11 protein-coding genes and 1 pseudogene are annotated in these 12,713 nt (G+C 71.3%); 8 read left to right on the top strand and 4 right to left on the bottom strand.

The features are described 5' to 3' along the window. Positions 1-99 precede the first annotated feature (99 nt). The 4 genes from DEJ22_RS10475 to ptsP form a co-directional block, all read right to left on the bottom strand. Positions 100-1,254 carry a mannitol-1-phosphate 5-dehydrogenase gene (locus DEJ22_RS10475; protein ID WP_111227091.1) on the bottom strand — a complete coding sequence of 385 codons (1,155 nt, stop codon included), beginning with the start codon at positions 1,252-1,254 and terminating at the stop codon, positions 100-102. Then, the gene (locus tag DEJ22_RS10480; RefSeq protein ID WP_022907882.1) at positions 1,251-1,688 is read right to left on the bottom strand and encodes a PTS mannitol transporter subunit IIA; all 438 of its coding nucleotides are present in this window, start codon (positions 1,686-1,688) and stop codon (positions 1,251-1,253) included. Before DEJ22_RS10480 ends, DEJ22_RS10475 begins: the two co-directional genes overlap by 4 nt. A 75-nt stretch (positions 1,689-1,763) precedes the next feature. Further along, positions 1,764-3,320 carry a PTS mannitol transporter subunit IIBC gene (locus DEJ22_RS10485; protein WP_258379615.1) on the bottom strand — a complete coding sequence of 519 codons (1,557 nt, stop codon included), beginning with the start codon at positions 3,318-3,320 and terminating at the stop codon, positions 1,764-1,766. Positions 3,321-3,404: 84 nt separating this feature from the next. Beyond that, positions 3,405-5,060: a phosphoenolpyruvate--protein phosphotransferase gene (gene ptsP, locus DEJ22_RS10490; protein ID WP_111227092.1), complete on the bottom strand. Its 1,656-nt coding sequence runs from the start codon at positions 5,058-5,060 to the stop codon at positions 3,405-3,407. 261 nt (positions 5,061-5,321) lie between these two features. Between ptsP and DEJ22_RS10495 the strand changes: the two genes are divergently transcribed. The 8 genes and pseudogenes from DEJ22_RS10495 to DEJ22_RS10530 all read left to right on the top strand — a co-directional run bounded on the left by DEJ22_RS10495 (position 5,322) and on the right by DEJ22_RS10530 (position 12,592). Continuing rightward, a complete protein-coding gene (locus tag DEJ22_RS10495; protein WP_058728882.1) occupies positions 5,322-6,092 on the top strand; it encodes a DeoR/GlpR family DNA-binding transcription regulator in 771 nt (256 codons plus the stop codon). A 76-nt stretch (positions 6,093-6,168) separates the two neighbouring features. Beyond that, positions 6,169-6,441, top strand: a complete 273-nt coding sequence (locus DEJ22_RS10500) for an HPr family phosphocarrier protein (protein WP_111227093.1) — start codon at positions 6,169-6,171, stop codon at positions 6,439-6,441. Between the two features lie 220 nt (positions 6,442-6,661). Then, positions 6,662-7,504: an exodeoxyribonuclease III gene (locus DEJ22_RS10505; protein WP_111227242.1), complete on the top strand. Its 843-nt coding sequence runs from the start codon at positions 6,662-6,664 to the stop codon at positions 7,502-7,504. Positions 7,505-7,539: 35 nt separating this feature from the next. Then, positions 7,540-8,550 carry a tryptophan--tRNA ligase gene (gene trpS / locus DEJ22_RS10510; protein WP_111227094.1) on the top strand — a complete coding sequence of 337 codons (1,011 nt, stop codon included), beginning with the start codon at positions 7,540-7,542 and terminating at the stop codon, positions 8,548-8,550. A 2-nt stretch (positions 8,551-8,552) separates the two neighbouring features. Beyond that, complete coding sequence (locus DEJ22_RS10515) at positions 8,553-9,158, top strand: GNAT family N-acetyltransferase (protein ID WP_111227095.1); 606 nt, start codon at positions 8,553-8,555, stop codon at positions 9,156-9,158. Positions 9,159-9,215: 57 nt separating this feature from the next. Next, positions 9,216-10,298 (top strand): bifunctional diaminohydroxyphosphoribosylaminopyrimidine deaminase/5-amino-6-(5-phosphoribosylamino)uracil reductase RibD, encoded by a 1,083-nt coding sequence (ribD, locus tag DEJ22_RS10520; RefSeq protein WP_111227096.1) that lies wholly within the window; start codon positions 9,216-9,218, stop codon positions 10,296-10,298. An 11-nt stretch (positions 10,299-10,309) separates the two neighbouring features. Beyond that, positions 10,310-10,951: pseudogene (ribA, locus tag DEJ22_RS10525) on the top strand (GTP cyclohydrolase II); the annotation flags it as partial. 216 nt (positions 10,952-11,167) lie between these two features. Then, positions 11,168-12,592, top strand: coding sequence for an MFS transporter (locus DEJ22_RS10530; protein ID WP_111227098.1), 1,425 nt, complete (start codon positions 11,168-11,170; stop codon positions 12,590-12,592). The last annotated feature ends 121 nt before the right edge of the window (positions 12,593-12,713 follow it).

Genomic DNA, 12,713 nt, shown 5'->3' on the forward strand with positions numbered 1-12,713 from the left:
GCGACGGGGACCGCGACCCCGACGGCGTGCCGCGACCCCGGACGGACTGGAGGCGCGGTGCCAGCCGGCACCGCGCCTCCAGGACGTCGTGTGGTCGCGTCAGCCGCGCGCAGACCGCACCCGGTCGGCGAACGCCGCGTGCAGCGGGTGCTCGGCGTCGAGCCCGGTGATCTCGGTCGCCACGTCGGCGTCCGACCGGTCCGAGCGCAGCAGCTCCTGCAGCTCGACGCTCTGCTCGTCGTCCGCGACGTCGAACCGCAGGGCGGCACCCATCGCGTCGAGCAGCGCCGTCGGCTCGGTGCCGTCCTCGGCGAGGGCGGCGGCCGGCGAGACGAAGCGCTCGTCGCGCGAGAGCTTGCGGAGCGGCTGCCGACCGACGCGGGTGACCGTGTCGGGCAGGTGCGGGTTCTCGAACCGACCGACGATGGCCTGCACGTAGGAGCGGTGCACCTCGGGGTCGAGCTCGTGACGACGGACCAGCAGGTCACTGGTCTCGGCGAGCACCGACTCGAGCTCGGAGCGGACGGCCGGGATCGCGATGGCGTCCGAGATCTTGTCGGCGCCGGCGAGGAACCCGTGGTACGCGACGGTCGCGTGCCCGGTGTTCACCGTGAACAGCTTGCGCTCGATCGAGGCGGCGAGCCCGTCGACGTAGTGCGCGCCGGGGATCTCCGGCTCGTTCCCGCCGAACGGGGTGCGGTCGATCGCCCACTCGTAGTAGGTCTCGACCGTGACGTCGAGGCCGGCGCCCTCGGGCTGTGCCGGGACGATCCGGTCGACAGCGGTGTTCGCGAACACGGCCTTGGCCAGGGCCTCGTCGCGCGACTCGGCGGGGAGCGCCTCGACGATGAACTCCCGAAGCCGGTCGGTCGCGTTGATCGCGTTCTCGCACGCCATGACCGCGAGCGGCGCGGCGTCGGCGGCGCGCTGCTGGAGCGCCTTCGCGATGACCGGGGCGATGAACTTCAGGACGGTCGGGCCGACCGCACAGGTGACGACGTCAGCGGCGGCGACCTCGGCGATGACGCCGGCCTCGTCCTGCGCGCTGTTCACGGCGCGGAAGCCGGTGACCTCGTGGTCTCGCGCACCCTGCCCGACCTCGTGCACGGTGTACGAGTCGGCGGCGGCGAGTGCGTCGATGAGCGGTGCGGCGACGTCGGCGAAGACGACCTCGTAGCCCGCCTCGTGGAGCAGGAGCCCGACGAAGCCGCGCCCGATGTTGCCGGCGCCGAAGTGGACGGCGGTCGCGGTCACTCGTTGACCTCGCCGAGGATCGACAGGATCGCGGCGGTGTCCGGCGCGTCCGTGAGCTTCTGGACCTCGTCCTCGTCGGAGAACACGATCGCGATCTTCGACAGGATGTCGAGGTGCTCGTTGTTCACGCCGGCGATGCCGACGACGAAGCGCACGGGGTTGCCGTCCCAGTCGATCGGGGTGGCGTACCGGATGAACGACAGCGCCGAGGACTTGATGGCGTCCTTGGCGTCGTTGGTGCCGTGCGGGATGGCGAGGAAGTTCCCCATGTAGGTCGAGACGCTCTTCTCGCGCTCGAGCATCGCCGGGTAGTAGTCCGCCGTGACCGCGCCCGCAGCCTCGAGGATCTCGGCCGCCTCCTTCATCGCCTCCGACTTGGTCGGGGCGGTGTCCTCGGTGTGGATGCGGATCTGGCTCTCCTGCAGGACGGGCATCGGGGTTCTCCTTGTTCTCGACGGACGTGGTGGAGGGGACGGGTTCGCACCCGTCCCCTCCGATACTGCACTTCGTTACTGGTTCTTGAGCTGGTCGACGACCTGGTCGTACTGCGGCGCGTTCATGAAGTTGCCGACCGACACGTGCTGCGCGTTCGGGTTCTTCTGCTTGGCGCGGTCCGTCAGCTCCTCCTGCGTGATGATCAGGTCCTCGGTGCCGTCGAGGTTCGCGATCGCCTTGTTGACGACCGTGACGCCCTCGATGCCCGCCTTCTTCACCTTGTTGCGCAGGACGCTGGCGCCCATGGCGCTCGATCCCATGCCGGCGTCGCAGGCGAACACGACGCTCTCGACGCGGGTCGCCGTCGCGGTGGACGCCGAGCCGACGCCGCCGAGCGAGGCCTCGGCCTCCTCCTCGTTGGCCGGCGCGTTGTTGCCGAGCAGACCCGAGGTCGCGGCGTTGGCCTCGCGGCCCTTGTTGGCCTGGAGCTTGGCCATCGCCGCGGTCATGTCACCGCCACCGTTCGCCAGGTCACGCTTGCGGCTGGCGAGCAGGAAGAAGGACGCCACCGCGAACGAGACCGCCGCGGACAGGACGACCGACAGGATGACGCCGAGGAAGCTGTCCTTCGCCGTGGCGGTCAGGACGGCGAAGATCGACCCGGGCGACGCCGGGGCGACGAGGCCGGACTGGAAGGCGACGTTCGTCGCGACACCGGTCGCGCCACCGAGGATGACGGCGAGGAACAGGACCGGCTTCTGCAGCACGTACGGGAAGTAGATCTCGTGGATGCCGCCGAGGAACTGGATGAGGATGGCGCCCGGCGCGGTCGAGCGGGCGATGCCGACGCCGAAGAAGGTGAAGGCGAGGAGGACGCCGAGACCTGGGCCGGGGTTCGCCTCGAGGAGGAACAGGATGCTCTTGCCGGACTCCTGGACCTGCTGCGCGCCGAGCTGCGAGAGCACGCCGTGGTTGATGGCGTTGTTGAGGAAGAAGACCTTGGCCGGCTCGATGATGACGCTGGCGAGCGGCAGGAGCGAGCTGTCGACCAGGAACTTCACCGCCGCGCCGAGGCCCTCGGCGATGAGCTTGAACAGCGGCGCGAGCCAGAAGAAGCCGATGAGCGCGAGCACGAAGCCGAGGATGCCGGCCGCGTAGTTGTTCACGAGCATCTCGAACCCGGGCTTGATCTTGCCGTCCCAGATCTTGTCGACCTGCTTGATGAGCCAGGCACCGAGCGGACCGCAGATCATCGCGCCGAGGATCATGATCGTTCCGTTGGCGCCCACGATGACACCCATCGCCATGATCGCGCCGACGACGGCTCCGCGGGTGTCGTAGATCATCCGGCCGCCCTGGAAGGCGATCGCGAGCGGGATGAGGTAGGTCAGGATCGGGCCGACGAGACCGATGTTGGCCACGCCGTCGGTCTCACCGAAGCCGCCGAGGACGCCCACGGGCGTCCACCCGGTCTCGATGAAGAACGCGGTGATGAGGCCCCACGCGATGAAGATCGCGATGTTCGGCATGACCATGCCGGAGAGGAACGTGCCGAACTTCTGGACGGCGACGCGTGCGCCGCCCCGCGACTTCGCGGGGGCGTCGGGCGCTGCAACGGACGACGTTGTCATGTGCCTGGCTTTCTGTGAGGGGTGCTGCTGCGGTGTGAAGGGGTGCTGGGTGCTGCGGGTGTTGCGTGGGGTGGAGCGGTCGGGTCAGACGGCGTGCGCGGCGGCCGCGGCGGACTTGGCCGCCGCCGCGGTGCTCGCGGCGAGGGCCGCCTTCGCCATCTCGCGGGCCTGCTCGAGCGTGTGCTTGCCGAGTTCGGCGCGCACGTCGGCCAGGGCCGCGGGGGTCATGGACAGGGTGGTGGCGCCGAGGCCGACGAGCACGACGGCGAGCAGCGGGTCGGCCGCGGCCTCGCCGCAGATGCCCACGGCCTTGCCCGCGTCGGCGCCGGCCGCACCGAGCTGTGCGACGAGGCGCAGGACGGCGGGGTGCCACGGGTCCTGGTAGGACGCGACGGTGCCGAGCATGCGGTCGGCGGCCATCGTGTACTGGGTCAGGTCATTCGTGCCGATCGACACGAAGTCGGCGTTCGCGAAGACCTGCTCGGCCATGAGCGCGAGGGACGGCACCTCGGCCATCACGCCGGCGGTGCGGATGCCGAGCTCGCGGGCCAGGTCGACGAAGTACTCGGTCTCCTCGGCGTCCGCGACCATCGGTGCCATCACCCAGAGGTCGGCCTCGGTGGCGGCGTCGGCCTGGGCGAGCGCGGTGAGCTGGTCACGGAGGACCTCCTCGTGGTTCCGCAGGGCACGCAGTCCGCGACGGCCGAGCGCCGGGTTCTCCTCGTCCTTGTCGGTGAGGAACGGCAGGGGCTTGTCGGCGCCGGCGTCCAGCGCGCGGACGACGACCTTCTTGCCGGGGAACGCCTCGAGCAGCTGGCGGTACGACTCGGTCTGCTGCTCGACGGTCGGCGCCTTCGGCGAGTCGAGGAAGAGGAACTCGGTGCGGAAGAGCCCCACGCCCTCCGCACCGAGAGCAACGGCGCCCGCGGCGTCGGCCGGGCTGCCGAGGTTCGCGAGCAGCGGGACGGTGTGGCCGTCGGCGAGCGCACCGGCGGTGAGCGGTGCGGCAGCGGCGGCGAGGCGGTCCGCGATGCGCTGGTCGACCTCGGCCACGAGCTCGGTCGACGGTTCGGTGACGACGGTGCCGGCCGCGGCGTCGACGACGACGTGCGTACCGTCGGTGAGCGCGTCGGCCCCGGTGACGCCGACGATCGCCGTGATGCCCTTGGCGCGGGCGAGGATCGCGGTGTGCGAGGTCGGACCACCGTCGCGGGTGACGAGGGCGAGCACCTTGTCGAGGTCGAGCAGGGCGGTGTCGGCCGGTGCGAGGTCACGGGCGACGAGCACGAAGGGGGTGTCGGACCCGGGGACGCCGGGTGCGGACACGCCGCGGAGCTTCGCGATGATGCGCTGTGCCACGTCGTCGAGGTCGGCGGCGCGCTCCCCCATGTAGCCGCCCATGCCGACGAGCAGGTCGCGGAACTGACCGAACGCCTCGAACACCGCACGCTCGGCGTTGGTGCCGCCGTCGATGCGGGCGTGCACGTCATCGAGGAGCGTCGGGTCCTGCGCCATGAGCGCCTGCGCCTCGAGCACGGCCTGGGCGTCGCCGCCGGCGAGCTGTCCGCGCTTGTTGAGGTCCTCGGCCACGGCTGCCAGCGCCTCGGCGACGGCGTGCTTCGCGTCGTCCGCCGTGCCGGTCAGCCTGTCCTTCGACGGTTCGCCGAGCGGATCCGCCATGCGGAGCACGGGGCCGTGGGCGACGCCGCGGCCGACGCCGGTGCCGAGCAGTTCGGACATTCGAGACTCCTTCATCTCCACGCGCTCACGGTGGGGGTGGTTCGTTCGGTGCGCAGCGGCACGAACGGACCACGCCCGTGCGGCTTGGCAGCACACTACCCCGATCCGCGTTGACAAACAAACACATCCGGGGATAAAAATGCAGAAACAGATGCCCGTTTGCGTCTGGCGGACGAAGCGATCCGGACGGATCCGCCGCTGATCTGCCCGAGCATGCCCGTTCTGTTCCGAGCACGCCGATCGACCGAGACGACGAGGTCCATGTACGCACCAGAGCGCCACCAGCGCATCGTCGAGCGCGCCCGGTCGCAGGGGCGCGTCGACGTCAAGGACCTCGCCGAGCTGCTCGAGGTCACCCCGGAGACCATCCGCCGCGACCTGACGAGCCTCGAGCGCCGTGGTCTGGTCCGACGAGCACACGGTGGCGCGATCCCGGTCGAGCGGATCACCCTGCACCCGGGCGTCGGCGATCGCGGCGGCATCAACCAGGCCGAGAAGATGGTGATCGCCGAGGCCGCCCTCGCGGAGCTCCCGGAGAACGGATCGGTGATGATCGACGCCGGCACCTCGACGATCTGCCTGGCGGAGATGCTCCCCACCGACCGCGGGCTCACCGTCGTCACGCACTCGCTGCCCGTCGCGATGGCGGTCGCGAACCGCTCGGGGATCGACCTGCACCTGCTCGGCGGGAACATCCGCAGCGACTCGCTCGCCGGCGTCGGCACGTGGACGCACCAGCTCATCGGCATGGTGAGCGTCGACGTGGCCTTCATCAGCATCAACGGCATCACGCCCGAGCGCGGCCTGACCACGCACAACATGGCCGAGGCCGCCGTGAAGAGCGCGATGATCAAGTCGGCCCGGCGGAGCATCCTGCTGGCCGACCACACGAAGTTCGGCCGCGAGGAGTTCGGCCGCGTCGCGCCGCTCGCCGCGATCGACACGATCATCACCGACCCCGGCGTGAACGCCGACCTCGTGCGCGAGGTCGAGGCCGCCGGCACCGAGGTCCTCTGGCCCGGTCGCGACTGACCGGCGTCGGTCCCCCGGAACCGCCCACCACGCGCTCGCTAGCATGAGCGCACCACCCGTCGACAGGAGTCCATCGATGTCCGAAGCCACCCGCACCGTCACCGTCGCCAGCGCGTCCGGCCTGCACGCCCGCCCCGCGTCCCTCTTCGTCCAGACCGTCACCGCGTCCGGTCACCAGGTGACGATCGCCAAGGGCGACAAGTCCGGCAACGCGGGCAGCATCCTCGCGCTCCTCGGCCTGGGCATCGAGAACGGCGACGAGGTCACCCTGACGGTCACCGGTGACGACGCCGAGGCGACGGCCGACAGCCTGGTCGAGTTCCTGCAGACGGACCACGACGCGGCCTGATCGCGCAGGTCGCGCACGCGACCACACGACGGACGGGAGGCCCGTGGCTGCGCAGCCACGGGCCTCCCGTCCGTCCGTGCGCGCACCCACGGCCGTCGTGGAGCAGGAATCGTCGTGTCGCCCGCCCGCACCCGACAGCTGCTGCTCCACCCGACTCGGTCCGACCCGGCACGACGACCGGCGGCCGGAGCCGTCGTCGCGCGTCGGTAGGGTGGTCGGCATGACACGCCTGCGCCTCGCATCCGTCAACGTGAACGGCGTCCGCGCCGCGTTCCGGAAGGGCATGGGCGACTGGCTCGACACCCGCGACGTCGACGTCCTGGCCCTGCAGGAGGTCCGCGCCTCGAGCGACGACCTGGCCGGGCTGCTCGGCGACGAGTGGGACATCGTGCACGACCCCGCCACGGCGAAGGGTCGCGCGGGGGTCGCCATCGCCTCACGGCACCGTGCGCACATCCACCGCGTCGAGCTCGGCCCGACGGACTTCGACTCGGCCGGGCGCTGGATCGAGGCCGACTACGAGCTCGACGGCACCACCGTCACGGTCGTGTCCTGCTACGTCCACTCGGGCGAGGTGGACACCCCGAAGCAGGACGAGAAGTGGAAGTTCCTCGACGCGATGTCCGAGCGACTGCCCGCCCTGCGCGCGCACAACCCGCTCGCGGTCGTCGTCGGCGACCTCAACGTCGGGCACGACCAGCGCGACATCAAGAACTGGAAGGGCAACGTCAAGCGCGCCGGCTTCCTGCCGCGTGAGCGTGCCTACTTCTCGCGGTTCTTCGGCGCCGAGGGCGAGCAGGTCGAGGGTGCGGACGGGTCGACCGGGCCGGGCCTCGGCTGGGTCGACGTCGGACGCGAGCAGGCCGGCGACGTCGACGGGCCCTACACGTGGTGGTCGTGGCGTGGACAGGCGTTCGACAACGACAGCGGCTGGCGCATCGACTACCAGGTGGCCACACCCGACCTCGCCGCGAAGGTCACGAGCTACACGGTCGACCGCGCCGCGGCGTACGACCAGCGATGGTCCGACCACGCCCCCGTGGTCGTCGACTACGAACTCTGACCTCCTCCCCCTCCACGCAGTACAGGAACACCACCATGACCAAGACGCGCATCTTCTCGGGCATCCAGCCCTCGGCCGGGTCCCTCCACCTCGGCAACTACGTCGGGGCGCTCATGCAGTGGCGCGACCTGCAGGACGACCACGACGCCATCTACTGCGTCGTCGACATGCACGCGATCACGTCCCCGCAGGACCCGGCCGAGCTCCGCGCGAGCACCCGGGCGACCGCGGCGCAGTACATCGCCTCCGGGATCGACCCCACCAAGTCGACCCTGTTCGTGCAGTCGCACGTGCCGGCCCACGCCGAGCTCGCCTGGGTGCTCAACACGCTGACCGGCTTCGGCGAGGCGAGCCGGATGACCCAGTTCAAGGACAAGTCCGCGCGCCAGGGTGCCGAGGCCGCGTCGGTCGGGCTCTTCACGTACCCGATCCTGATGGCGGCGGACATCCTGCTCTACGACACCGCCGTCGTGCCGGTCGGCGACGACCAGCGCCAGCACGTCGAGCTGACGCGAGACCTGGCGACCCGGTTCAACTCACGCTTCGGCGACACCTTCGTCGTGCCGAAGGCTCAGATCGGCACCGAGACCGCACGCATCTACGACCTGCAGGACCCGACGAGCAAGATGAGCAAGTCCGCGGCGTCGGACAACGGCCTCATCCGCCTGCTCGACGACCCGAAGCGCACCGCGAAGAAGATCCGCTCGGCCGTCACCGACACCGAGCGCGAGATCCGGGCAGATCGCCAGGAGAAGCCCGGTGTGACGAACCTGCTCGCGATCCTGTCGGCGTTCACGCGGACCCCGGTCGCGTCGCTCGAGGAGCAGTTCGTCGGCAAGGGCTACGGCGATCTCAAGGGTGCCGTGGCCGATGCCGTCGTCGCCGAGCTCGAGCCCGTGCGCGCCCGGACGCTCGAGCTGCTCGACGACCCGGCTGAGCTCGACCGGCTGCTCGCGGTCGGGGCCGAGCGTGCCGAGTCGATCGCGCAGGCCACGCTCGCCCGCGTGTACGACCGCATCGGCTTCGTGCCCCGCTCGCGCGGCTGACGATGCTCCCCGTCACGCTGTCGTCGGACCGGGTACGGCTCGAGGTACCCACCCGGTCCGACACGGCGGCCATCACGCAGGGCTGCCAGGACCCGGCAGTCGTGCGCTGGACCACGGTCCCGACGCCGTACACCGAGCGCGACGCCCGGACCTTCGTCGACGCGCTGGTCGGGCCGGGCTGGGCGTCCGACCGTGAGTACACGTGGGGCATCCGGCGTGCGGGGTCGACGTGGCTCGAGGGCGTGGTGTCGTTCCGCACCGAGCACCGCGACCTCGGGTTCTGGCTCGCTCCCTCGGCCCGGGGTGCGGGGCTCATGCACGCGGCCGTCGAGCTCGTGGTCGGGTGGGCGTTCTCCCAGGGAGCGCCGGACGTCTACTGGGAGTGCTACGAGGGCAACGTCGGCTCCGCCTCGGTGGCCCGCGCGAGCGGCTTCTCCTTCACCGGCACCGGGACCGCCCGGATCCCCGACCGGGACGGCGGGCCGACGACGGCGTGGACCGGACTCCGGCGCGCCGACGGCCTCCCTGCGTCCGACCTGCCCTGGCCGGCGGCGTCGTTCGCTGTCAGGGGACAAGAAGGTGACGCGTCACCGAATCCTCGTCGGTAGTGTCGGAGCGTGACCACCACGCCCGCCCCTGCGGCCCGCCCGGAAGAGTTCCGCGCCATGCGCCGCGCGCTCGAGCTCGCCGCGCTCGGGCCGGCCGTCGGCGACCACGCCCGCGTGGGCGCGGTCCTGCTCTCGCCCGCCGGTGACGTCCTCGCCGAGGGCTGGCACAAGGGCGCCGGCACCCCGCACGCCGAGGTCGACGCGATGGCGAAGGTCCCCGCCGAGCACCTCCGCGGGGCGACCGCCGTCGTGACCCTCGAACCCTGCAACCACGTCGGCCGCACCGGTCCCTGCGCGGTCGCCCTCGTCGAGGCCGGAGTCGGCCGGGTCGTCTACGCGGTCGACGACCCCGGCGAGCACGCGCACGGCGGTGCCGACCGGCTCCGGGCCGCCGGCGTCGAGGTCGTGTCCGGCGTTCTCGCCGACGACGCGGAGGCCTTCCTCGAGCGGTGGCTGCTGTCGGTCCGCGCCGGTCGCCCCTGGGTGACGGTGAAGTGGGCGTCGAGCCTCGACGGTCGAGTTGCCGCCGCCGACGGCACGAGCAAGTGGATCACCGGCACCGCCGCACGCCAGCACGTCCACGAGCAGCGCGCAGCACACGACGCGATCCTGGTCGGCACCGGCACCGTGTTCGCCGACGATCCGAGCCTGACCGCGCGCGGTGACGCCGGTGAGCTCCTCCCCGACCAGCCGCTCCCCGTGGTGGTCGGGGACCGCCCGGTGCCGGACGACGCTGCCGTCCGACAGCACCCGCGCGGTCTGCTGACCCTGCCCGGGCACGACCTCGACGCCTCGCTGCGCTCCCTGCGCGACCACGGCGTCCACTCCGTCCTCGTCGAGGGTGGCCCCACCGTCGCCTCCGCGCTCGTCGCCGCCGGGCTCGTCGACGAGGTGCTCGTGTACCTCGCCCCCGTGCTGCTCGGCGGTCCTCGTGTCGCCATCGGGGACGTCGGCGTGGGAAGCATCGGCGAACGCCACCAGTTGGACGTAACATCGACCACCAGCCTGGGCCCCGACCTCCTGGTCCGCGCGCGACCCCACCGCGTCCGAGCCCGCACGGCCCGTCCCGCCGACACCGCCACGGACACGGCGGCGGACACGGGGACCGACCAGGCACAGAACGACCGGAGCACCCCATGACCGACGCACTCACCTCCCCCACCCCGGGCAGCCCGGTCCAGTTCGAGGTCGCGACGAACGTCCCGACCACCCACGGCACCTTCGAGATGCGTGCGTACCGCGACCTCGTCACGAGCGCCGAGCACGTCGCGATCATCGGCAGGCTGCCGGACGGCTCGATGCCCGGGGACGACGCCCTCGTGCGCGTGCACTCCGAGTGCCTGACGGGCGAGGCCTTCGGCTCCCTGAAGTGCGAGTGCGGCCCGCAGCTCGACGCCGCGCTCGACACCATCGCCGCCGAGGGCGGGGTCGTCGTGTACCTGCGCGGCCAGGAGGGCCGTGGCATCGGTCTGATCAACAAGCTCAAGGCGTACCGCCTGCAGGAGGACGGGCTCGACACCCTCGACGCGAACCTCGCGCTCGGGCTGCCGGCCGACTCCCGCGAGTACGGCGGCGCCGCCGGCATCCTCACCGACCTCGGCATCTCGCGGGTGCGCCTGCTCTCGAACAACCCGGAGAAGCGCCGCCAGCTCGAGGAGCACGGCATCGAGGTGTCGTCGCTCGTGCCGCTCGTCGTGGGCATCTCCGCACAGAACGCCGGGTACCTCGACACCAAGCGCGACCGCATGGGGCACCAGCTGCCGGCGCACCTCGAGGCCGGCGCGACCAGCTGACCGTCGGTCCGCGGCGCGCGGACGCTGCCACGCACCTCCCGGCTGATTTCCAGCTGAGCGACGGGTGTCGTAAGCTGTGGGCTCCGTCACGAGCGGTCCACCACCCACCGAACGCACCCGGTCCGCGTGCGCGCCACCAAGCGCGACCGACCGGTGTCCGCAGCTTCGGCACGCCGCCGCGCTCGATGAGAGCGCTCCCTCCGGAGTCCCCCGTACATGACCGCCGCACCGGCACCAACCGCCACGTCCCCCGACTCGAAGCCCACCGGCAACCCGCGCTCCCGCGTGATCGTCGCCAGCCTCGTCGGGACCTCGATCGAGTTCTACGACTTCTACGTCTACGCGACCGCCGCCGTCCTCGTCTTCCCCACGCTGTTCTTCCCGAACGAGGACCCGACGGCCTCGCAGCTGTCCTCGTTCGTCACGTTCGCCCTCGCCTTCTTCGCGCGACCGGTCGGCTCGATCGTCTTCGGGCACTTCGGCGACCGCGTCGGCCGCAAGGCCACCCTCGTCGCGTCGCTGCTCGTGATGGGGACCGCGACGTTCCTCATCGGCTGCCTGCCGACCTTCGCGTCGATCGGCATCTGGGCGCCGGTCCTCCTCGCCGTCATGCGCTTCGCCCAGGGCGTCGGGCTCGGTGGTGAGTGGTCCGGAGCGGCGCTCCTGGCGACGGAGAACGCCCCGAAGGGCAAGCGCGGCGTCTTCGGCTCGATGCCGCAGCTCGGCGCCCCGATCGGCTTCCTGCTCGCGAACGGCCTGTTCATCGCGATCAACGCCGCGATGCCCGCCGGTGCGGACGGCACCCCGAACGCCGACTTCCAGGCGTGGGGCTGGCGCATCCCGTTCCTGCTCTCCGCCGTGCTCGTGCTCGTCGGGCTCTACGTGCGCTTCAAGCTCGTCGAGTCGACGGTGTTCCGCGGCGTGCAGGAGTCCGGCGCGGTCGCCAAGGTGCCGCTCGGCCGGGTGTTCCGCACCTCGTGGAAGGCGCTCATCGTCGGCACCTTCGGCATGGTCGCGACCTACGTGCTCTTCTACTTCATGACCACCTTCACGCTGTCCTACGGCACGACCGGGGCCGAGGCCGGTCCGCTCGTGCCGAAGGTCGGGCTCGGCTACAGCCGCGGTGAGTTCCTCACGCTGCTCATGATCGGTGTCGTGTTCTTCGGCATCTTCACGCCGATCGCCGGCTGGCTCGCGGACAGGTACGGCCGCCGTCGCACCCTCATCCCGACCACGATCGGCATCGCCCTGTTCGGTCTGACGTTCCAGTTCTGGTTCGCCGCGTCGACCGGTCCGATCACCGTCGTGACGTTCCTGATCGTCGGGTTGTCGCTCATGGGCCTCACCTTCGGGCCGATGGGGGCGCTGCTGCCCGAGCTGTTCCCGACGAACGTCCGGTACACCGGGTCCGCGATCGCCTACAACGTCGCATCGATCCTCGGCGCGTCGCTCGCGCCGACCATCGCGCTCGCGCTGTGGCAGCCGGACGGCACGATCTTCCTGGTCGGGCTCTACCTGACGATCGCCGCCGTGGTGACCTTCGTCGCGCTGCTGTTCGTGCGCGAGACCAAGGGCGCCGGGCTCGACGAGGCCGACGTCGCCGGCTCGCCGGACGCGGCTCCGGCAGACGTACGGGCGTGACCTGCGCGTCCTGACGTGACCACCTGACGGACGGGAGGCGCGGTGCCGGTCCGGCACCGCGCCTCCCGTCCGTCGCGTGCGCGCTGCGCACCGCGCACCCACGCGACGGTGCGAAGATGGA

Source organism: Curtobacterium sp. MCSS17_007, from assembly GCF_003234175.2.
Taxonomy (GTDB): domain Bacteria; phylum Actinomycetota; class Actinomycetes; order Actinomycetales; family Microbacteriaceae; genus Curtobacterium.

Bases quoted from the DNA above. Each gene is read 5' to 3' on its own strand.
- DEJ22_RS10515 (WP_111227095.1), top strand. From the start codon at position 8,553: ATGCTCCCCGTCACGCTGTCGTCGGACCGGGTACGGCTCGAGGTACCC.
- DEJ22_RS10505 (WP_111227242.1), top strand. From the start codon at position 6,662: ATGACACGCCTGCGCCTCGCATCCGTCAACGTGAACGGCGTCCGCGCC.
- DEJ22_RS10500 (WP_111227093.1), top strand. From the start codon at position 6,169: ATGTCCGAAGCCACCCGCACCGTCACCGTCGCCAGCGCGTCCGGCCTG.
- DEJ22_RS10485 (WP_258379615.1), bottom strand. From the start codon at position 3,320: ATGACAACGTCGTCCGTTGCAGCGCCCGACGCCCCCGCGAAGTCGCGG.
- DEJ22_RS10530 (WP_111227098.1), top strand. From the start codon at position 11,168: ATGACCGCCGCACCGGCACCAACCGCCACGTCCCCCGACTCGAAGCCC.
- ptsP (WP_111227092.1), bottom strand. From the start codon at position 5,060: ATGTCCGAACTGCTCGGCACCGGCGTCGGCCGCGGCGTCGCCCACGGC.
- DEJ22_RS10495 (WP_058728882.1), top strand. From the start codon at position 5,322: ATGTACGCACCAGAGCGCCACCAGCGCATCGTCGAGCGCGCCCGGTCG.
- trpS (WP_111227094.1), top strand. From the start codon at position 7,540: ATGACCAAGACGCGCATCTTCTCGGGCATCCAGCCCTCGGCCGGGTCC.
- DEJ22_RS10480 (WP_022907882.1), bottom strand. From the start codon at position 1,688: ATGCCCGTCCTGCAGGAGAGCCAGATCCGCATCCACACCGAGGACACC.
- ribD (WP_111227096.1), top strand. From the start codon at position 9,216: ATGCGCCGCGCGCTCGAGCTCGCCGCGCTCGGGCCGGCCGTCGGCGAC.